Annotated in this window: 17 protein-coding genes; 11 read left to right on the top strand and 6 right to left on the bottom strand. The window is 72.5% G+C overall.

Annotation, left to right across the window (positions count from 1 at the left end):
- The first annotated feature begins 590 nt into the window (after window positions 1-590).
- Window positions 591-1763, top strand: coding sequence for a serine/threonine-protein kinase (locus tag WMF27_RS40970; RefSeq protein WP_437763464.1), 1173 nt, complete (start codon window positions 591-593; stop codon window positions 1761-1763).
- A 24-nt stretch (window positions 1764-1787) separates the two neighbouring features.
- The gene (locus tag WMF27_RS40965) at window positions 1788-2444 is read left to right on the top strand and encodes an ATP-binding cassette domain-containing protein (RefSeq protein ID WP_437763465.1); all 657 of its coding nucleotides are present in this window, start codon (window positions 1788-1790) and stop codon (window positions 2442-2444) included.
- Window positions 2445-2525: 81 nt separating this feature from the next.
- Here the strand turns inward: WMF27_RS40965 and bioD are convergent, their stop codons facing one another.
- The 3 genes from bioD to zapA form a co-directional block, all read right to left on the bottom strand.
- Window positions 2526-3179, bottom strand: coding sequence for an ATP-dependent dethiobiotin synthetase BioD (gene bioD / locus WMF27_RS40960; RefSeq protein WP_437763466.1), 654 nt, complete (start codon window positions 3177-3179; stop codon window positions 2526-2528).
- A 41-nt stretch (window positions 3180-3220) separates the two neighbouring features.
- Window positions 3221-4387 (bottom strand): aminotransferase class I/II-fold pyridoxal phosphate-dependent enzyme, encoded by a 1167-nt coding sequence (locus WMF27_RS40955; protein WP_437763467.1) that lies wholly within the window; start codon window positions 4385-4387, stop codon window positions 3221-3223.
- Window positions 4388-4448: 61 nt separating this feature from the next.
- A complete protein-coding gene (gene zapA, locus WMF27_RS40950) occupies window positions 4449-4778 on the bottom strand; it encodes a cell division protein ZapA (RefSeq protein WP_437763468.1) in 330 nt (109 codons plus the stop codon).
- Window positions 4779-4983: 205 nt separating this feature from the next.
- Between zapA and WMF27_RS40945 the strand changes: the two genes are divergently transcribed.
- Window positions 4984-5598 (top strand): hypothetical protein, encoded by a 615-nt coding sequence (locus tag WMF27_RS40945; protein WP_437763469.1) that lies wholly within the window; start codon window positions 4984-4986, stop codon window positions 5596-5598.
- A 33-nt stretch (window positions 5599-5631) separates the two neighbouring features.
- Here the strand turns inward: WMF27_RS40945 and WMF27_RS40940 are convergent, their stop codons facing one another.
- Window positions 5632-6387, bottom strand: a complete 756-nt coding sequence (locus tag WMF27_RS40940; RefSeq protein ID WP_437763470.1) for a hypothetical protein — start codon at window positions 6385-6387, stop codon at window positions 5632-5634.
- A gap of 259 nt (window positions 6388-6646) precedes the next feature.
- Here WMF27_RS40940 and WMF27_RS40935 point away from each other — a divergent pair, with 259 nt between their 5' ends.
- The 7 genes from WMF27_RS40935 to WMF27_RS40905 all read left to right on the top strand — a co-directional run bounded on the left by WMF27_RS40935 (window position 6647) and on the right by WMF27_RS40905 (window position 17532).
- Window positions 6647-6985, top strand: coding sequence for a DUF167 domain-containing protein (locus WMF27_RS40935; protein ID WP_437763471.1), 339 nt, complete (start codon window positions 6647-6649; stop codon window positions 6983-6985).
- Window positions 6982-7779, top strand: a complete 798-nt coding sequence (gene dapF, locus WMF27_RS40930; protein ID WP_437763472.1) for a diaminopimelate epimerase — start codon at window positions 6982-6984, stop codon at window positions 7777-7779. The genes WMF27_RS40935 and dapF overlap by 4 nt, the downstream gene beginning before the upstream one ends.
- A complete protein-coding gene (locus tag WMF27_RS40925) occupies window positions 7776-9662 on the top strand; it encodes a diguanylate cyclase domain-containing protein (RefSeq protein WP_437763473.1) in 1887 nt (628 codons plus the stop codon). The genes dapF and WMF27_RS40925 overlap by 4 nt, the downstream gene beginning before the upstream one ends.
- 31 nt (window positions 9663-9693) lie before the next feature.
- Window positions 9694-11334: a DUF4388 domain-containing protein gene (locus WMF27_RS40920; RefSeq protein WP_437763474.1), complete on the top strand. Its 1641-nt coding sequence runs from the start codon at window positions 9694-9696 to the stop codon at window positions 11332-11334.
- 155 nt (window positions 11335-11489) lie between these two features.
- The gene (ald, locus tag WMF27_RS40915) at window positions 11490-12602 is read left to right on the top strand and encodes an alanine dehydrogenase (protein WP_437763475.1); all 1113 of its coding nucleotides are present in this window, start codon (window positions 11490-11492) and stop codon (window positions 12600-12602) included.
- A gap of 16 nt (window positions 12603-12618) precedes the next feature.
- Window positions 12619-13710: an isocitrate/isopropylmalate dehydrogenase family protein gene (locus WMF27_RS40910; RefSeq protein WP_437763476.1), complete on the top strand. Its 1092-nt coding sequence runs from the start codon at window positions 12619-12621 to the stop codon at window positions 13708-13710.
- Window positions 13711-13833: 123 nt separating this feature from the next.
- On the top strand, window positions 13834-17532 hold the full coding sequence (locus WMF27_RS40905) for a response regulator (RefSeq protein WP_437943475.1): 3699 nt from the start codon (window positions 13834-13836) through the stop codon (window positions 17530-17532).
- 64 nt (window positions 17533-17596) lie between these two features.
- Here the strand turns inward: WMF27_RS40905 and WMF27_RS40900 are convergent, their stop codons facing one another.
- Entirely contained in the window at window positions 17597-18283 is a 687-nt protein-coding gene (locus WMF27_RS40900) for a hypothetical protein (protein WP_437763478.1), read from the bottom strand.
- A gap of 786 nt (window positions 18284-19069) precedes the next feature.
- Between WMF27_RS40900 and WMF27_RS40895 the strand changes: the two genes are divergently transcribed.
- The gene (locus tag WMF27_RS40895; RefSeq protein ID WP_437763479.1) at window positions 19070-19645 is read left to right on the top strand and encodes a DUF2169 domain-containing protein; all 576 of its coding nucleotides are present in this window, start codon (window positions 19070-19072) and stop codon (window positions 19643-19645) included.
- 4 nt (window positions 19646-19649) lie between these two features.
- Here WMF27_RS40895 and WMF27_RS40890 read toward each other — a convergent pair whose 3' ends face one another.
- Window positions 19650-20570 (bottom strand): hypothetical protein, encoded by a 921-nt coding sequence (locus WMF27_RS40890; RefSeq protein WP_437763480.1) that lies wholly within the window; start codon window positions 20568-20570, stop codon window positions 19650-19652.
- Between the last annotated feature and the right edge of the window lie 2 nt (window positions 20571-20572).

Genomic DNA, 20572 nt, shown 5'->3' with positions numbered 1-20572 from the left:
GCAACGAATCCAATGAGTTAGAGGCGGACCCCCTGGGGTAAATGGACCGTCCTCAGGGGTAGGTGGACAGGGGAGAGCTGGCGGATGGCCGATCTCCCCCGTTTTTCCCCCAGGGTTGTCGGCGGGGTTATCCCCAAGGATCCCCCAGGGGGCGTGCGGGGTGATGTGGATCCGGGCGCCGCCTGCGCGCTCTTCCCCGATGCGCTGTGCAGTTCCGAGCAGCACCTGGATGGAGTATTTCAAATTGTACGGACTTGAGTTCGGTGCGGTGTATCCACTGCGGTAGCCACCACGATCTCGCGGTGGTCGTGTGTCCGGCGACCGGGCTGGTCGTCGCTCCGAGCGATCCGCCGCCCTCCCGCCCGGGCGCTCGCGCTGGCGTGGCTCCGTTGCCGGCGATCCGTCGGCCATCCGCGCATCCTTCGTCGAGGGTGGCGCCGCCGTTGCTGAGGTGGCCGGCGGGCGTGGCGCCGAGCTCATCGGTGCACGGGGCGCTGACGCCGGGTGCGGAGCAGCGGGCTTTCGCGTCACGCGCTCCGTCGTCTGCCGTGGCGGGCTCGCGGACGCCGGCGTGGCCCGGGAGCCGCGGCGTGAGCCCGACCTCTTCCGGGCGCTCGCTGCTCGGCCACGTGATCGGCGACAAGTACGCGGTCACCGCCATCATCGGGGAGGGCGGCATGGGCGCTGTGTACGAGGCGGAGCACCTCCAGATCGGGCGGCTGGTCGCTGTCAAGGTGATGCATCCGCGGGACACCCAGAAGCGCGAGGCCATCTCGAGGCTGGAGCACGAGGCGCGGGTCGCCGGGCGGATCGGTCATCCCAACATCTGTGAAGTGTACGACATGGGATGGCTCCCTGACGGCAGCCCCTACCTCGTGATGGAGCGTCTCCACGGGGAGACGCTGGCGCAGCGGATCGAGCGCTGTGGTGTCGTTCCGCCGAACGAGCTCGTCGACATCATGCTTCAGGTGCTCTCGGCGCTGGTGACGGCGCATGATCGCGGGGTCGTCCACCGTGATCTGAAGCCGGAGAACATCTTCCTCTCGGAGCGCGCCGGCATGTTGCCGGTGGCCAAGCTGCTCGATTTCGGCATCTCCCAGGCCTCGGGCATGGATGGGGCGATGACGGATCTGACCCGCACCGGCATGGTGATGGGCACGCCGTATTACATGGCGCCCGAGCAGGCACGGGGGGACGTGGAGCTTGACCGCCGGCTCGATCTGTGGGCTGCGGGCGTGATCCTGTACGAGGCGCTGACAGGCCAGCGTCCGTTCGTCGCCCGCAACCACAATGCGTTGCTCGTCCAGATCCTCACGCTGTGGCACCGGCCGATGACGGAGCTCGATCCGACGATTCCGCCCGGCCTCTCGCGCCTCGTGGATCGCGCCCTGGCGAAGGCGCGGGATGAACGATTCCAGAGCGCGCGGGAGTTCCTGGAAGGGCTGCGGCGGTTCAAGAACCAGGTCCCGGTGTCACAGAAGCGCCGGCTGGAGCGTGCTGTCGTTCAGGATGTCATCGACGAACGGCCCGATGGGGGCGCTGTGCGCAGACCGAGCGAGCCGGTCGCGGAGACGGACGACGGGCAGTCTCGAGACGATGAGTCGGAAGATCGACCGACGATCCCGTCGTTGAGCCCGCTCGAAGCGGAAGCGGAGCTCTCCGACGATTCCGAGGCGACTGTCGTTGATCCGCCGGCGTTCCCGGAGGACATCACCACGGTCGTTCTGGGCGAAGGTCGCGCTCGAGGCGGCGACGAGAGCTGACGGGAACGCGAGCGCAGGAGCGAGGTGAGCGCTGTGAGGACGATCGAGCGCGTGGTGGCCCGTGGCGTCGTGAAGACCTACGGCCCGACGGCGGCGTTGCGTGGGGTGAACGCGACGATCGAGGCAGCGCGATTGACGCTCATCGAGGGGGCGAACGGGTCGGGCAAGTCGACGCTGCTGGGGATCCTCGGGACCGTGATCCGTCCCACGTCGGGCGCGGTGAGCTACGAGCCGCTCGGCGACGATGCCGCGATGGCGCGCGGGACCATCGGGTGGCTGTCCCATGAGTCGCTGGCGTACCCGGACCTCTCCGGTCGGCAGAACGTCGAGCTGGCGGCCGGCTTCCACGGGCTCGACGCGCACGAGGCCTGGCGTCATGCAGAGGAGCGCTTCGAGCTCGGGAGCTTCGCGCTGAGGCCGCTTCGCACGTGTTCGCGCGGCCAGCGACAACGGATCGCGCTCGCGAGAGCCCTGGTGCACCAGCCTTCGCTGGTGCTGCTGGATGAGCCGACCACGGGCCTCGACCGGGCAGGGGTGGCGCGGCTGCTCGCGGTCGTGGACGCGGAGGTGGCGCGAGGCGCCGCCGTGGTCGTGGTGTCCCACGAGCCGGAGGTCTTCCGGGAGCGTGCGGCCGCCCGTCTGGTGCTGGAGCGGGGTCGCGTCGTCACCGGCGCTTCCTGAACCAGGTGCTCGGGTCCGGTAGCCCGGCCTGATCGCTCACGACCTCGGGGCTGCTCACCCCTTGAACGTGACGACGTCTCGCTACGACAGCGCGAGACGCGCCAGGGCGACCTGCGCCGCGGCGAGCGACGCCGGCGCGGTTGGAGCGGCGCGCGGCATCACGACAGCGCCGGCAGCGATGCCGAGCGCGGCGAGCTCCCCCGCGTTCGTGCCGGTGGACGCATCGGGCACTGTCGGCGGGTTGAGCACGATCACGGCTGGCGGAAGATCAGGGGCGAACGCGCGGAGGGCGAGCGTGCAGCAAGCGATCTCGTGAAGGATGCCCAGCCGGTCGAGACCGACCAGCACGACGGCATCGGGGGAGAGCGCGCGCACGAGGTCCGCGTTCGTCAGTCCTGGTCCGAGCGGGGAGAGGAGCGCGCCGGCGCTCTCCACGATCGCGAGGGGAGCGGACTGCCTGTCGACCCACGCGGCGGCGACGTCCAGCGAGACGGCGTGTCCGCAACGGCGCGCTGCCAGGTGAGGGGAGATCGGTTCGGCGAAGCGGTACGGTGCTGGCTCGGGCTGGACCGAGCTGACGAGCGCCAGCTGCTCGGCGTCGGTCGTCGTGGTGCCGTCGATGCCCGATTCGATGGGCTTCAGGCCGCAGACCTTGTCGCCGCGAGCTGCCAGCGCTGCGACCAGCGCGACCGACACGTGCGTCTTGCCCACCCCGGTCCCGGTTCCGACCACCACGACCCGGATCCGTCCTGTTTCACGTGAAACAGGATGTCCGCTCATCGCATCGCCTCCCGGAATCCTGCGAGGGCGCGCTCGACGTCCGCCTCGGAGAGCGACGCGTTCGCCACGATACGGAGCCGCGACGTACCCGCCGGCACCGTCGGCGGCCGGATCGCCTGGACGAGGACGCCCTCGCTCGCGAGGCGACGAGACATCTCGACCGCGGCCCCCGGCGACTTCAGAAGCCAGGGCAGGATCGGACTCGACGAGCCAGGAAGCAGCTCGGCTCCCAGCGCCAGCAGACCGGAGCGAAGCCGGCGGGTGATCATCGCCAGACGCGCCCGAGCCGGGTCGTCCGCGGCGGCGCGCCGGACCCGCTCCACCGCGGCGAGCGCCAGCACGGGGCTGATGCCGGTCGAGTAAACGAAGCTCCTGGCGCGGTTCCACAGGTAGGTTCGCAGCGTCGAGGAGCCCGCGACGAAGGCGCCGTGGAGCCCGAGCGACTTGCCGAGCGTGCCGATGAGCACGTCGGGGCGAACCCCGGCCTCGGCGCAGAGGCCAGCCCCGCGCGGTCCGAAGACGCCGAGGGCGTGCGCCTCGTCCACGATCAACGCGGCATCGTGCCGATCGCAGAGCTCACGGAGGCGGCGGAGGTCGGGGGCGTCGCCATCCATGCTGAAGAGCGATTCGGTCACCACCCACCGGCGGCGCGCGCCCCCGGCCCGCACGAGGGCGCTCTCCACCGCCTCCACGTCGACATGGCCCACCACCTCGACCGTCGCCCCCGAAAGACGACACCCGTCGATGAGCGACGCGTGGTTCAGCGCGTCCGACACGACGACATCTCCCGGCCTGGCCAGCGCAGCGACTGTGCCGACGTTCGCCGCATACCCCGAGGAGAACAGCAGCGCCGCTTCCACGCGCAGCCATGCGGCGATCTCCCGCTCGGCCATCAGGTGGGCCTCGTGGGTCCCGCTGACCAGCCGGGACGCCCCCGCGCCGCTCGCGGCTCCGACCTCGGAAGGCAAGGCGAGCCCGGCGTAGCCGAGGTAGTCGTTCGAGCACAGGACCAGCAGCCGGGCGGAAGCCGGGGCAGCAGGAGGCGTGCGCAGCAAGCCCGCGCGCTCCATCTCGGAGAGCTCGTCCTGAAGATGGCGAAGGGCGTTCGCGCCTCCAGGCGTCGGGGCGAGGGCCTGGAAAGCTTCATCGATGGGTGCAGGCATGCCATCTCCAGTCAGCGGCAGGGGCGCTCAGCGGCACCCAGCCAGGTACGGCCACTCCAGCTCAGCGCGTGCTGTCGTTCGCTCCGCTGGACGAGGGCGACTCGGGACCGGCGCCGAGGACCGCGTCGACCCGCTGCAGGATACGGCCAAAGGCATCCCGCGCGCGCCCCGCGATCACCGACGCCCGGGTCCGCTCCTGCTCGAGATCGTGCGCGAGCGCGATGGCGGCGAGCAACATGGCCTGGGGGGTCACGGCACGGCCGGCGGGCACAACGGCAGCGAGCTTCTGGTCGACGACCGCGGCGAGCCGCTGGAGCTCTTCGTCGCTCGCGGACGTCACCACGCGGTAGGTCTGACCTCCTACCCGTAGCTGCACTGTGCGTCGCGCCATTGCCCCCGGACGCTACCATGAACGCTCGCAGGCGCGCAGGGCGGGCTGCGCGCCGAGAACGGAGCGGCTCACCCGCGACGGATGCGACGCACGCGACACACGCGACATACCGAACACGAGCTCCGGAGACCTCACGCAGGGCAGAAGCTCCGTGCAGCAGAATTCAGGCGCGCTACCCGCCAGCGCCCTGTAGCATCGCTCCATCATGGCCACCGCGGGCCGCCCAGCTGCCTTGGTTGCCGCGCTGTTCGGAGCCGTTCTCCTCCACGGCACAGCCCGCGCCGAGCCCCAGGCGAGCGCCGGCGTCACCGTCGGCGTTGCCGGCGTCGGCCTCGATCGGCAGCTGTGGGACGCGACGGTCTTCCACGTCGGGCTGCGCGGGGATGTCCTGTTCGGCCGCGCTGCCAACGACGACTTCGGCGTCGGTCCCTACGTCGAGGTGCTCACCCACGCGTTCGATGAGATCCAGACCGGCGCGGGCGTCTCCGTGCTCGCGCCCGTCCACGACTCGTTCCCTCTGGTCCTCTCCACCGGCGCCTACGGCCGGTGGAGCGACGACGCCCGCGGCGTGGAGCCAGGGATCGCCGCCGCCATCTTCTGGGGTGGACGCAGCTACAACTTCCACTCGCGCTACGGGATGAGCACAGGGCTGCTCGCCCAGGGGCGGTTCGGGCTCGGCCGCTCGAAGGAGACCGCGGTCGTCCTCGCGGCGCAGCTCGATCTCGCGCTGCTCGCCCTTCCGTTCGTCTACCTCTTCGAGGCTGCGAAAGGGCCGTCGCCCGAAGCAGCCCCCGTGCACCGCGCCAGACCGGCGCGGTGACGGCGGCTCGGGCCGGGGCCTGCGGGGAGCGCTCTACAGGCCGAAGCTCGCGATGTGTTCGGCGCAGGTCCGACCGAGGTCACGACAGTCCTGTGGGCCCCGGGCGCCAGGGCAGGAGCCCTCGAGCTCCTTGGCGTCCTCGCACTCCTCGTCCGCGGAGCTGGAGCAGCACTTCGGCTCCGACGTGTCGACGCACCGGCTGCAGCCGAAGCAGACCCGGACGGGGTAGGTCCACTCCGTGGTCTCGACCTCCTGGCCGCCCAGCGTCCTGCCGCGCAACACCACCGTCGCCCACACCTGGATATCGCGCCGGGGCCGCGCGGCCTGCCTGCGCAAGGTGTCCATCGTGGCGCCGTCGATCAGGAGGACCTCGGTGCAGTTGTAGCCGGGGTCGCCGGACGAGCCTGGGTCGACCGTGCCGGTGATCGGAACGACGTAGCCCGGCGTCACGTCGTTGCCCTCGATGTCGGCGACACGGACCTCGGCCTCGTAGAGCTGGACGCGGGACGTCTCCGTCCGGAGGACGTCGGGGTCGCCGCGCTCCACGATCTGGTTGCCCACCAGGAGCAGCGCGCTGTGGCTGCCCGCATACGCCGAGTCCACCGCGTCCTCGCTCCAGAACGGTTCACTGGGGCCGCAGCTCACGCTGCAGTCCCCCGTCTCTGCCATCCGCATGCGGATGAACAGGCTGCTCTCGTTGTCGGCGCATGCAGACCCGAGCAGGCCACCCGACGTCGCGAGCAGCGCGAGCGCGCACAACCTCCTCGCGAGGCTGGGCGTTGCGTTCACGGACCCTTCTCCTTCATCAGTCATGTCCAACGCCTCCACCGCGGAAATGAACATCAGCAGCGAACAACGAGCGCCGCGGATGCAAGTCGACCTGCCGGATCGTACTGCGCGAGCCGACCCACGGCCGGGGCGAAAAGAGTAGCGGGTCAGGCCGCTGACCGGCAAATTCGCGATGGCCCTCGCCGTCCGAAGAGCGACGTCACCGGGCCTCGCGGGGACCACGCGTGAGCTCCAGATACGCTACGATGCCGCCGGCCAGATGAGCAAACCCGAGGAGAGCGGCGCCGTCGGCGACTGGAGTCGCCTCGCGATCACCGAGCGCGCCGAAGGCGTCCGCATCTCGGTCCAGGTGCGCCCGAAGTCGTCGCGCTCGGCCATCGTCGGGGTGCGCGAGGGCGCGCTCGACGTGGCGTTGACCGCGCCGCCCGTGGAGGGCGCCGCCAACGCGGAGCTCGTCAAGCTGCTCTCGCGCGCGCTCGACGTGCGCCGGAGCGATGTCCAGATCGCCCTCGGCGCGAGCGGCAGGAGCAAGGTCGTCGCCGTCCGCGGGCTCAAGGAAGCCGAGGCGCGAAAGCGGCTCGCCGAGGCGAAGCGATGAAGGAAAACGTCGTCCGGTTCGAGAAGTGGGAAGGTCTTGGCAACGACTTCATCCTGGTCGAGGCGGTCCCGATGACCGCCGAGGCGGCGCGGCGCCTCTGCGACAGGCGGTTCGGCATCGGCGCCGACGGCGTGCTCGTGATCGAGCGCGAGCCGCCACGCATGCAGGTCTGGAACGCCGACGGGAGCCGCCCCGAGATGTGCGGCAACGGGATCCGCTGCGTCGCGGCCTACCTCGTCTCCCGCGGGACCCCCCAGAAGGCGGTCACCATCGCGACCGACGCCGGCGACAAGCGGTGCGAGGTCACGCGGGCGGGCGATCGCTTCGACGTGCTCGTCGGCATGGGCCGGGCCCGCATGGGCGAGACGCTCGTCGTCACAGCGCTCGGCGCGGAGCACCGGTTCGCCTGCGTCGACGTCGGCAACCCGCACGCGGTGACGTTCGACCCCTACACCGAGGACGCGATCGACGAGCTCGGGCCGATCGTCGCGACCACGCCGGCCGAGGGCATCAACGTCGAGTTCTGCCGCGTTCGACCGGCCGACCCCGGCGAGGCCGCGCGCATCGACGTGACCGTCTGGGAGCGCGGGGTGGGCCGCACGCTGGCGTGCGGCACCGGCGCCTGCGCCGTGGCGGCCGCGGCGTGCGCGCAGGGCCGCGCCCCGTACGGAGCACCTCTCCGCGTGGCGCTGCCGGGCGGCTCGCTGCGCATCACCGTCGCCCCCGGATCCCTGGAGCTGCTCATGCAAGGCCCGGCGCGCCGGGCGTTCTCGGGCGAGGTGGTGATCGCGTGACCGCCTCGCCCGAGGGGGTCTGGGGTCCTGGCCGGGCGCCGGCCCGCGAGTTCTCGCTCAAGGTGCTCGCCGTCATCGCCGACGAGGCGACCCGCACGCTGTTCTCGCGGGTCATCACGTCCGATGAGCTGATGCTCGCCGGCGATCTCGCCGAGGGGATCGTCCTCGCCGAGACCGCCGCGCCCGACGTCGCCTTCATCGATGTCGGGCTCGGGGACGGGGCCGGCCTCGCCATGGTCCACCACCTGAAAGCCCTCGCGTCCGAGGCCACCGTCTTCGCGCTGGCGACGAGGGCGGAGCTGGAGGCGGGCGCCCATGCGGTCGCCCTCGGCGGCGCCGGGCTCTTCCTGCTGCCGCTCGGCGGAGACGAGGTGCTGAACGCGGTCGGCTCGGTGCGCCTGCGCTTCGCCGAGCGGGCCCTCCGGGTGCAGCTCGAGCAGGAAGCCGCGCGCAGCGCGCGCGCTGCCGGGTGGATCGCCCGCGTGGCCGAGCTCGCCGATGCGCGCGACCGCAACGCGGCGGCCCAGCAGCTCGCCGAGGTGTTCGTCGAGGCGACGGGCGCGGCGGCGGCCGCCGTCTACCTGGCCGCCGGGGAGCGCTCCAGCGAGCTGGTCCGCGCCGCGGCGACGGGGCCGCTCGACCGCGCGCCCGCCTACGGGACCGAGACCGACATCCTCGATTTCGCCCGGCGCGAGCAGCTCATCGTCGTCCCGCTGGCGCTCCGCAGGCTCGCCGCGGGGCACCTCCTTCTCCAGAAGGAGCCCGGCCGCAGCTCCGCGTTCCCCTCGGTCAGGCGCCCGGACAGCGCGGCCTCGACCCCGCGGCGCGCCCCGCTCCTCGACGGCCTCGTCAAGCTGCTCGCCACGCAGGCGACGACGGCGCTCGCCCTCCTCGGCGAACGCGAGCGCTCCGCGGGCGGCGCCGCGATGAAGGATCCGGCGTCGAGCGCCTACTCGTTCGCCTACTACGTCGACGTCGCCGGCCGGGAGATCGACAAGGCCAGGCGGTACGGCCGCCGGTTCACGATCGCGACCATCGTGATCGAGCCGGATGCGGCGGCCGCGCCGGAGCGCCCGGGCGACCTCGCCTTCTGGAGGACCACGCCGGCGCCCCCCGCGAACACGCACAACCCGGGTCAGGTCGTCGAGCACCTGCTCCGCGCCGTGCGCGACACCGACATCCTGGCCCGCGTCGACGAGAACGAGTTCCACCTGCTCATGCCCGAGACGGCCGCGCTCGAGGCGCACGCCTGCCATCGACGGATGCTCTCCCACGTCGCCGAGAGCGAGAAGCGGGCCGGGTACCTGCCGAAGGGCCTGCTCGTCGGGGTCGCCACCTTCCCCCATGACGGCCAGAGCCTCGCTCAGCTGCTCCGCATCGCCCGGCGGCGCGCCGACGCCACCAAGTCCTCGATCGTCCACCGCGTCCCTCAGGACCGGCGGAGCATCGGCGAGATCGTCAGCCTCCTCGTCCGGGAGTCCCCCGCGCCCGGCGGCGCTTCCGCGATCTCGGCGCCCCGCGCGCTCGATCTGTCGGTCGCCGATACGATCCTGCTCGCGACGTCGGTCGTCAGGAACGCGCTCCGCGGGGGCGCCGTGTTCCTGCTGGTCGCCCACCACGACGGGCTGAGCCTGGGCGCGCAGGTCAAGGCGCAGCTGGCCTCGCCGCGCGACGACGTGGTGGTGCACACCGTCGACCTCCGCGCCTCGCCGGGGTGCGACGACATCGAGGCGCTCTGTGTCCTCGCGGAGCACGGCGCGTATGCCCTGGTAGGGCGCAATCAGGGGGGGTTCGTGAAGGGGTTCCACGCCGCCGATCCGCTGCTCGCGGACTTCCTCGCCGAGCGGCTCGGCCGCGCGGCCGGGCTGCGGGTCTTCGGCTGACTCGGAGGGCGCCGATCCAGTGTCTCGCAGGGTGCTGTTGGTTGATTCGGACGTGGACGCGCTCGGCGCGCTCGCGTCGGCGCTCAGGGCGCGTGGTCTCACCGTGACCAACGCGAACGGCGCGTTCGAAGCCGTGGAGCAGGCGTTCAAGCGCCGGCCCGACGTCGTGCTCGCCGCCAGGGCGGTCGACGAGGACAACGCGCTCGCGGACGCGTTCGCCGCCCTCCCCGACCTCGCCGATACCCCGATCCTCTTCCTCGTCGACGGCGCCGAGGGCGATCCGGGCTTCGACGAGGTCCTGCGCGGCGACGTCGATCACATCGTCTCGCGGATCACCGAGGCGTCGCCCCGCGGCTCCAAGCCGACGGTGCCGCAGGAGATCCGCGGAGACCTCCAGCAGGTCCCGCTCGTCGACCTGCTCCAGCTGCTCGCGATGAACCGCCGGAGCGGCACCCTCGCCATCACGACGCCGACGGGGGCAGGGGAGCTGCGGCTCCTGGCAGGGGAGGTGATCGATGCCGTCTACCGCCGCCTCGAAGGGGAGAAGGCGCTTTACCGGCTGCTCGGCGAGCGGGACGGGCACTTCGCGTTCTCGCCCGGCGAACCGGCGAGCGTGCGCCGCATCATGGCGCCGACCTCCCGTCTCCTGATGGAAGCGCTCCGCCAGGTCGACGAGGTCCAGCGCCGGCGATCCGAGCTCGCGCCGGCCGGTGAGGCCTTCCTGGTGACCGAGCCCGCGAGCGACGAGCTCGACCTGCCCCCGCTCCCGGACCACGAGACGTTCAGCGTCGACGCGACCTTCGGCGACGGCGCCGCGGCGGACCGAGGGAGCGCCGCGCCCCTGGCGAGCGCCATGTCCTCGCTGCCCGACTTCACCGCCTCGCCGATGCCGGCCAGCGACGTGAAGGGCAACCGCGGCGGGTCGATGCCGCCGCCGCCCACGCTCCGCGCCGCGGAGCCGGCCGCGTTCCGGCTCGAGGCGCTGCGCACCCCGACGACCTCACCGCCGGCGCCCCTCGGGGAGCCGGCGGAGCGCGCGGCCGTGGCCGAGAAGCTGACGGCGCTGCTCCAGATGCCGCACAACCTCGACGAGCTGCTCGACGAGATCAGCGGGCCGGATCTCCTGATCCTCGAGGTCCTGATGGAGCTCACCGCCTCCGGGAAGGTCCGCCGCATCTCGCTCGCCGACCTCACGACGCCGTTCGCGCCGTCGGAGCACCTGCCGGTCCTCCGGTCGCTGGTGACCCGCCTGGCCCGCCCCGGCTTCGCGCCGCCGCCCCACCTCGTCATCGCCGCGAGCACGCGCCGCATGGCGACGCTGTCCCATGCGGTCCGCCGCATCGGAGACGCCATCGTCCCCGCCGAGCCTCCGCCGCAGGCGGCGATCCCGAGGCCGCTCGGCGTGATCCGGCTCGGCGACGGGGTCGAGCTCGCCCTGGTCGGCCTCCCCATCGAGGAGAGCTTCGCGCCAGCCTGGCCGCTCGCCCTGCACGGCGCGGCCGCGGTCGTCCGGCTCGGCGACGGCGGCGAGGACGCGCTGGCGGCGCACTGCGAGGCCCTGGAGCTCCTGCTGCTCGACGCAGAGGCCATGATGGGGCCGCTCGATCTCGCCTCGCCGGGACAGATCACGCTGCTCGTCCGCGCCGCGCTCGAGGCCGCCGCGGGCGTGTAACCGGCCGACGAAGACGTCGCTTCAGAACGGATCTTCCGTGTTTTTCGCCCCGGAAACCGGCGTTTGACGCGGCGGCGCTCGGCGTGCGAGGGCAGGTTTCTGCTATCGTCGCACACGCCTCGCTTCAGCAGTCCGGCGAGGAGAGGAGCGCAATCGTGCTTATCGGCGTCCCGAAGGAGATCAAGACACGTGAGTACCGCGTCGGAATGACGCCCGCGGGAGTCCGGGCCCTGGTCGGGCACGGGCACAAGGTCCTCGTGGAGTCCGGCGCCGGCGAAGGCAGCGGGATCTCCGACGAAGCCTACGGACGCGCGGGCGCCCTCATCGCGAGGTCGGCAGCGGAAGCGTGGAGCGCCGACATGGTCGTGAAGGTGAAGGAGCCGCTCCCCGCCGAGTACGGCCACTTTCGCCAGGGTCTCCTCCTCTATACCTACCTGCACCTGGCCGCCGAGCCGGATCTCACCCGGGAGCTCGCCAGGCGCGGCGTGACCGGCATCGCGTACGAGACCATCCAGCTCGAGGACGGCTCGCTGCCGCTGCTGCGGCCCATGAGCGAGGTGGCCGGCAGGATGGCCGTTCAGGTCGGCGCCTCGTGCCTGGAGAAAGAGCGGGGCGGCAAGGGCGTGCTCCTCGGCGGCGTGCCGGGGACGCGGCGCGGCCGCGTGGCGATCCTCGGCGGCGGCGTGGTCGGCCGGAACGCGGCGACCATCGCGGTCGGGATGGGGGCGCAGGTCACCGTGCTCGACGTCCGCGCCGAGACGATGAGCTACCTCGAAGACGTGTTCGGGGGCGCGATCGAGACGCTCTACTCCAACGCCGAGAACATCGAGATGATGTGCGAGCGCGCCGATCTCGTGGTCGGCGCGGTGCTCGTGCCCGGCGCCAAGGCGCCCCAGCTCGTGACCGAGGAGCACATCCGCCGCATGGAGAGAGGGACGGTCGTCGTCGACGTCGCCGTGGATCAGGGCGGGTGCATCGCGACCTGCCGCCCGACGACCCACGACAACCCGACCTACGAGGTGCACGGGGTCGTCCACTACTGCGTCTCCAACATGCCGGGCGCGGTCTCGCACACGAGCACCTGGGCGCTCACGAACACGACGATCGGCTACGCGGTGGCGATCGCCAACCAGGGCATCGTCGCCGCGGCCAAGGCCGACAGGTCCGTCGCCCTCGGCATCAACACCCACGGCGGCCACGTGACCTACGGCCCCGTCGCGGCGGCCCACCGGCTGGAGTACGTGCCGGTCGAACGCGCGCTCGGCTGACCGGGAGCGCGACCTCGTGGCAACCAAAAAAAGGAAGAAAATCGCGATCATCGGCGGTGACGGCATCGGCCCGTCCGTCATCGCCGAGGCGAAGCTCCTGCTCGAGCTCTACCAGGCGCGGGCAGGGCTGCCGATCGACCTCTGGGAGCTCGATCTCGGCGCCGACCGGTACCTGCGCGACGGGACGACCTTCCCGAACCAGATCCAGATCGCCATCCAGCGCGAGTGCTCGGCGGTGCTGCTCGGCGCCCTGGGTGATCCCCGCGTACCCAACCTGGAGCACGCGCGCGACATCCTCTTCGGCATGCGCTTCGGCTACGACCTCTACGCCAATGTGAGGCCCGTCCGCGCGCTGTCGGACCGGCTGGTGCCGCTCAAAGGCCGCACGGCGAAGGACATCGACTTCGTTGTGTTCCGCGAGAACACCGAGGGGATCTACGTCGGGATGGGCGGGCAGTTCAAACGAGGCACCCCCGACGAGGTCGCGATCAACGAGGATGTGAATACGAGGAAGGGCGTCGAGCGGATCATCCGCGCGGCGTTCGACTACGCGCGCGCGAACGGCCGGACGCGGGTCACGATGGCGGACAAGTCCAACGCGATGCGGCACGCGCACGAGCTCTGGCTGCGCGTCTTCCACGAGGTGCGCGCCCAGTATCCGGAGATCCAGTCGAACCACGTCTACGTGGACGCCCTCTGCCTGTACGTCATCCAGGATCCCTCGCAATTCCAGGTGATCGTGACGAACAACCTGTTCGGCGACATCGTGACCGATCTCGGCGCGGCGCTGCAGGGGGGGCTCGGCATGGCGGCGAGCGCGAACGTGCACGCGTCCGATCCGGCGCGGGTCGCGCTGTTCGAGCCGGTGCACGGGTCGGCGCCGCCGCTCGCCGGCAAGGACATCGCGAACCCGTTCGCGGCGATGCTCACCGCGGGGCTGCTGCTCGCTCACCTCGGGTGGCCCGAGGAAGAGCGCCGCATCGAGCGCTGGGTCTCCCAGGCGCTCGACCAGGGGATGTGCACGGTCGATGTGGGCGGGACGCTCGGCACGCGCGCCGCCGGCGCGTGGGTCCGGGAGCAGATCGCCGCCGAGTTGGGGCCGCCGTGAGGTGACCCGGGGGCGCCGTCGCGCGGCCGGGAGCCACGGGCGCGGGGGCCTCGATCGCCGAGAAGTTCGGGTGTCCGATCCTCCTGTGATACGGGACCGCCAATGGGCGTAGGATCGACGGCAGTGGAGCACGCGGGGCCGCGCAGCAATGCAGCGAGCGAGGCTCGGCACGAGCGGCTGGGCGGAGCGCGCGCCGAGTTCGTGGCGAACCTGGGTCGCCGTGTGGCGGAGCTGCGCGAGATGGTCCGGCGGATCGAGGCGGAGGGCGATGCGCCGCGGCTCGTCGAGGAGCTGAAGCGGCGCCTGCACTCGCTCGGCGCGGGGGCGCGCCTCCTGCGCTTCGCGCGCGTCGCCGAGCGGCTCGCCGAAGGGGAGTCGCAGCTCGCCGCTGCGAACGGCGCGCGGCTCGGCGGCGAGGCCGCGGCGGCCCTGCGGAAGCTGCTCGAGGAGCTGCCCGCCCTGGCCTGGGGGCAGTCGGCCATGGGTGAGCAGGCGCCGCCCCGCGCGAGCGCCGCGCCGCGCGAGCAGGCGCCGGCGCCGCCCCGCGCGCGCGCCGCCGCGGATCAGCCGAGCGCACGCAGCGCCAGCGCGCGGCCGGAAGCCGCGGGCGCGGGCGCGACCAAGGGCCAGGCCACGACGTGGATCGCGGGCTTGGGCCACGGCCGCGCGCTCGCCGCCGAGCCGCTCTCGCTCGAGGAGGAAGAGGAAGCGCGCGCTTCCTCGACGCGCGGCGTGGAGCAGGCGGCCCCCGCCGAGGCGCCGGAGGCCGCGCCGGCCGCGTCGATCGACGCGCCGATCACGGTCCTCGTCGTGGGCGCCGCGCCGCTCGCCCAGGCGCTCGAGCCGGCGAGCGCCGACGTCGGGCCATCCTTCGAGGTCGAGCGGACCGACGACGTGGAGACGGCGATCGATCTCGCGCGGGCCTTCGCTCCGGATCTGGTCCTGCTCGACGCGGACATGCCGGGCGCGCGCGGGCTGGCGGAGGCGCTGGCCGCCGATCCGCTGACCGACCTGGTCCCCGTCGTCGCCGTCGGCCGCTTCGCGCGGCCGGAGGACGCGGCCCCCTACCTGGCGCTCGGCGCCGCGCGCGCGCTGCCGAAGCCCGTGTCGCCGGACGCGCTCCGGCGCGCCGCCGCGGAGGCAGCGGTGGCCTGCGTGCGCGCTGAATCCGCGCGCGCCGTGCGCGGGCCGTTCGGGGCCGTCAGCCTCGACGAGCTCGGGGCGCGCCTCGCCGAGGAGCTCCGCCGCGGCCTCTGCGACGCTGCCGAGCCGAGGAGCCGCGGGGCGAACGTGGATCTGGGCGACGGCGCCGAGGTCCTCGCGGCGCTCTGGGGCGCGGTGGCGCGCATCCGCGATCTCGTGACGATCCGCTCGCAGGGCGGCGTGCGGTTCTCGCCGGACGGGCCGGAGGGCGCGCTGCCGCTCGCCCCGTGGATGATCGCGCCGAGCGCGCCCGACGGTGAGCGCTCGCGGCTGCACAGCGAGATCCGCGCGAGGTCGCCGGCGCGCACGATCAGCGCGTCGAGCGCGGCGCCGGGCGACGCGGCGCTCGACGCGATCGACATCGTGGTGGCGGACGACGATCCGGCGGTGACGTGGTTCCTCGCCGGCGTGCTCCGGGCCGCGGGCGCGAACGTGCACGAGGCGCACGACGGCGCGCGGGCGCTCGACCTCGCGTACCAGACGACGCCGGACCTCGTCGTGAGCGACGTGCTGATGCCGCGGCTCGACGGCTTCGCCCTCTGCCGCGCGCTCAAGCGCGACGTCGCGCTGCGCGACGTGCCGGTCATCCTGCTCTCCTGGAAGGAGGACCTGCTCCAGCGGCTCCGCGAGCTCGGCGCCCAGGCCGACGGCTACCTCCGCAAGGAGGAGAGCGCCGCGGCCTTCGTGCAGCGGGTGCACGAGGTCCTGCGGGGCAGGCGGCGCGTCGCGGAGCGCATCGCGACGGGCGGCGAGGTCCGCGGGCGGCTCGACGGCATGACGGCGCGGACGCTGCTGTCGCTCTCGTGCGCGCGCCGGCCCGACGCGCTCGTGTCGGTCCGGGACGCCGCGTTCCTGTACGAGGTGCTGCTCAAGGACGGCCGCCCCGCCGGCGCGACCCGGACGGCGCAGGACGGGACGTTCCACCGCGGCCCCTCCGTGCTCGCGGCGCTCCTCGGCGTCGGCTCCGGCCGCTTCGTGGTGGCGCCTCTGCCGGAGAGCGAGCTCGCGGCGCCGCCGCGCCCCGGGTTCGAGGGGACGCTCGCGGAGCAGCTCCTGCCCGCGATCGCCGCGGCCCGGGCCGCCCAGCGGCTGTTCCACGGGCCGCCGCTGATGCAGGTCGAGCGCGTCGTCCTCGACCTGGAGGGGATGGGGGCGACCGCCGACGCGACGCCCGAGCCGGCGCGCTCGCTCCTGAGGGCGCTCGCCCGGGGGACGTCGCCGCGGTCGGTCATCACCTCGGGGGAGTTCGCCGCGGGCCTCGTCGAGGACGTGCTGAACGACGTCGCGGCCCGCGGCGGCGTGCGCCGGGTGATCGACCGCGAGGGAGAGGACCTGCTCGCCCCCGCCGTGGCCTACGAGGAGGAGACGCTCCGCGGCGTGCGGCGCCTGCCGGAGCGGGCCGCCCCGGTCGCGGAGCTGCCGCCGGAGCTCGCCGGCGGCGCCGCCGCCGCGTCGTCGCGCGCCTCGGTCGAGCTCACCGACGATCAGCTCACGGTGGTGCCCGGCTCGGTGGCGCCGCGATCGGCCATGCCGGCGCGCGGCCCGGCGGCGCCGAGCTCGGCGGTGCCGGTGCCCGGCCCGGCGGCGTCGGCGCCGGAGTCGTCGGCGTCCGTCTCCGTGCTGTCCATGGACGCCGAGGACGAGGACACGGCGTTCGCGAGCGTGCGCAACGAAGACGCGAGGGCGCTCGCCGGCGCGCTGGTCAAGCCCCGCGTTCCGAGCGATCTCGCCGAGCTGCGAGGCGGCGCGAGCAGCGCGCGCCCGGCGTGGACCTCCCAGATCGAGGCCGCCGTGCTGGCGGGCGTGACGCCGGCCGTGCCCGGCGTGGCCCCGGCGCCCCGCAGGACGGAGGCCACGCTGCCCGCGCTCGAGTACCCGAAGCCCGAGCGGCTGCTGACGCTGGGCTCGCTCCCGCCGCCGCCCGTCGTCGAGGCGCCGGCGCCGGCGGCGCTCCAGGTCCCCGCGGCGCCGCCCGCCGCGCGGCTCGCGGTCCCCGCGCCCGCGCCCGCGATCGACGAGTCGCCCACGCCTCGCCGCGTGCGCCGCCCGTCGGCCTACGTGCCGACGCCGCAGCCGCCCGCCCGCGACAACCGCATGACGATGTGGGTCCTCTTCGCGGTGGCGGCGTTCGTCTTCGCGGTGGCCGCGCGGCTGTCGCGGGATCACGAGCTGCAGAGCGCCCCGCCGCCCCCCGAGCAGCCGGGCCCGGCGGCCGCGGAGCCCGCGGCCGCTGCCTCGCCTGGCGCTGCCGCGCCGGCTGCGGCCGGCTCGTCGGGCGCGGTCGTGGCGGCGGCGGTCGCCGCCGCGCCGGCCCCGGCTGTCGCCGGGCCGATCGGCGAGACGACGTCGAACCCGGTGCTCCCCGAGGATCTGCCGCTGACCGCCGGGCACAAGGTGCCCGAGGGGCAGGGCATGCTCGAGGTGATCGCCGGCGCGGGCGACACGCTCTTCGTGGACGGGCGGAAGGTCGGCACCGGCAGCGTCAAGCTGCCGCTCGCGCCCAAGGACGGCGTCTACGAGATCCGGGCGAAGCTCCGGGACGAGGAGCGCGTGCGCTTTGCGGTCGTCAAGGCCGGCCGCCTCACCCGGCTCCGCGTCGCGCCGCCGTGGCGGCGCTGAGCGCCGCGCGGCGCGGGCTGCGGTGCCGCGCCGCCGTGGCGGCGCCGAGCGCCGCGGCGCCGCGCTACGCCGGCGGATTCTCGACGGCGGGGGCGGCCTTGACCTTCTTCGGCCCCTGCGTGCTCTTCTTGAAGAACCTTCCCGGCCAGTCCTTCGGCAGCCTCCGCTCTTCCGCCCGCTGGATCAGCAGGCCGTAGCGCGTGCGCCGCGCGGCGTTGATGTCGTCCACGAACCGGACGATCTCGCGCACGCGTTGGTCCGCGGTGGCCGCGGCGGCGCGCTGCCGCTCCTCGACCGCGGCGTCGCCGCGGGTGATGTCCCCTTCGAGCCGAGCGCCGAGCGCCTGGAGGGCGGGCTCGCCCTCGGTCTTGAGCGACGCCGGCCACGCGCGCACGACCTCGATCTCGCTCTCCAGCCCGAGGCGCACGATCTCGTGGCGCGCCTTCTTGAAGTAGCGCTTGCGCTGCGGCGCGTCCCGGTCGCGGAAGGTCCGGAGCAGCTCGTTGTCGAGCTCGTCGACGGTGTCGTCGAGCATGTCGTCCTCGGCGTCGATGCCCGCCTGCGCGACGATCTCGGCGCGCCATGCGCTCCGCTGTCCGGTGTTCACCTGAGTCCAGCGCTCCACGAGCGCGCCGGCCTCCGACGCGAGGTCGCTCGCGTTCTTGTCCTTGAGCAGCCGCGCTTCCTCGTAGACCAGGACGCTCCAGATGAGATCGAGGGAGTCGTCGTAATGGATGGTGTTGATGGCCATGGTTCCCCTCTCGTTGTTCGTTCGAGCCTTCGAGCGCCGCCGGTGAAGGGCCGACGAGCGTCGAGGATCGTGGACGCTAAGGGGAAGCAGGCGGGCTCGTCAACCGAGCGCGGCAGCGTCGGGGGCGATGTCGGCGGCCGAGCAAGCTTCCGACGCGGCGTCGGGGGCGATGCCGGCGGCTGCGACGGCACCCGGCGGGGCGGCGGGGGCGGTGTCGGCGGCTGCGGGGGCTTCCGATGCGGCGTCGGAAGCGATGTCGGCGGCTGCGCGGGCACCCGACGGAGCGTCGGAAGCGATGTCGGCGGCTGCGCGGGGGTTCGGCGCGGCGTCGGGGGCGACGTCGCGCTGACGGGAGCGACCCTCCCCGGTATGTTCCCCATGGATGCAGATCGTGGCGCGCTGTCCGCTGAAGGCCGCTTCCCTCCTGTGGCATCCGCGGACGGGGGCTACCGCGCTGACCCTCCTCTGCAAGGCGACCTTTGCGCTCCGGCACATCGATCACGTTGATCAATCGAGAAATGAACCGCCAAGGCGCCATAAGACGCCAAAAAAACACAAAAATCTTGGCGTCTTATGGCGCCTTGGCGGTTCGAAATTCTGCGCCTTTCAGGCAGTTTCAACTCGCTTGTCGCCCTAGAGCGACAAGCGGATTGAAACCACGAGAGAAAGCAGGAATTTCACAGGGAGGCGGGGAGACGGGGAGCGAGAGACGGCAAGAGCGAGAGATTCTTTTTTTTCTTCCTCCCCGACTCCTTGCCTCCCTGTGAAAATTCTCCGGGTTTCAACGTGGTCGGTATTCTAGAGCTCCCCAACCTGGAGGACCCGCTCGATCCGCTCACGCCGGAGCGTCTGGTGTGCGGACACATCGAACACTGGCCGAGCATGCCGCTGCCCCAGGCCATGGACTGGGTCGGTCTCGGCTGGTTTCCCAGGCTCGCCTACTTCGGCGTCGTTCCGGAGCACAAGCCGTTTGCCGGGCTCGTCGCCGAGGCGGCTCGCGGATACGCGCCCGCGGACATCCTCCAGGAGAAGCCGATAGCCGAAAAATTCGATTTTCGTTACGCCAGCGGAGCGTCGCTCGGCCTCCAGCTCCCGTACCTGACGGGCGGAGAACGGATCGAGCTCATCAACCTCCATCCGAGGCGCCCGCGGCTCCAATTTCGCCTTCCCACGGAACGCCCGAAGATCTGGACCGATGGCCGGAAAGGCAAGCTCAATGAGACCAACCCGGTCATTCACACGGTGCTCATCGAGCCGGATGAGGGGCGGTTCTCGGTGCTGTGGAGGGGCTCGGCGCCCGCGCTTCGCCCCTACCTGACTGACGAGCTCGAGAAGATGCCCCTTCGCGTCGAGATCCCGTAGCCTGTCACGACGTGGGCAGTCCGAAGGCCTTCGCGAGGGCGATCCGCGCGCGTTCGTGCTCCTTCTCACCCCGGCGCAGCTCGGGGATGACCGGCAGCGCGGCGCCCGTCGCGGTCCGCAGGACGAGACGTCTGCCCCTCGGCTGAGCCTGGCCGCACGGGATGTACCAATTCGGTGCGGGTCTCTGTTCGATCTCGACCTCGATGACGTCGGGCGGCACCACGAGCTCGTGAACGCGCAGCGGAATGCCGAGGACCGTTCGCGTCACGCGCAACCGCAAACCCTCGCTCGGGCTGTCGTATGCTTGGACCCGATACGCGCCTGGTGAGCGCGCGGCGGCGCTCGTCCCGGGCTGTTCGCTCGGGTTCTCGCGAACCTCGATGCGATACCCCCCGAGATCGCGACAGTCGTGGACGACGATGGTTATCGTGAGACCCAGCGCTAGAACCACCCCCAACGCCATCCATGCTGCTTTCCAGTACGAAGGGAGCACCTCGATCCGCAGGGTGGAGCCGTCCTGGCCCTGCAGGAACCGCTGGATTCGCTCGGTGTTGAGCCGCGCTTGCTCGACCGTCGTGCCGCCGAAGCCCGTCTCGTGCCCGAACACGTCCACGAGCACCGTGTACCCACCGACGACGGAGCCCTTGGCGTACACGTCACGGTATCTCGCCTCGCGCACGGCGCCGGCATCGAAGCGCTCGCTGAGCGCCGGAAGCAGGTGGGCGATCAACCGCGTCTCGCACGTCGCTACCTCGCCGGGCGGACGCACGCACTCGAGCGTCTTGGTCCGATTCGTGTGGACGGCGACCCCGAACAGAAGGGACGTCAACAGCGCGCCGCTCAGCGCGACGGGCACGTTCCGGAAACGCCCCTCGAACGGCCCGTAATGGATCTTGGCCACAAGCTCGCCAGCTCGGGTATTCATGG

Source organism: Sorangium sp. So ce281 (assembly GCF_051527395.1).
Taxonomy (GTDB): domain Bacteria; phylum Myxococcota_A; class Polyangia; order Polyangiales; family Polyangiaceae; genus Sorangium; species Sorangium cellulosum_B.
Note: the sequence above shows the minus strand (reverse complement) of the source record. Positions and strands in the feature narration are given on the sequence as shown.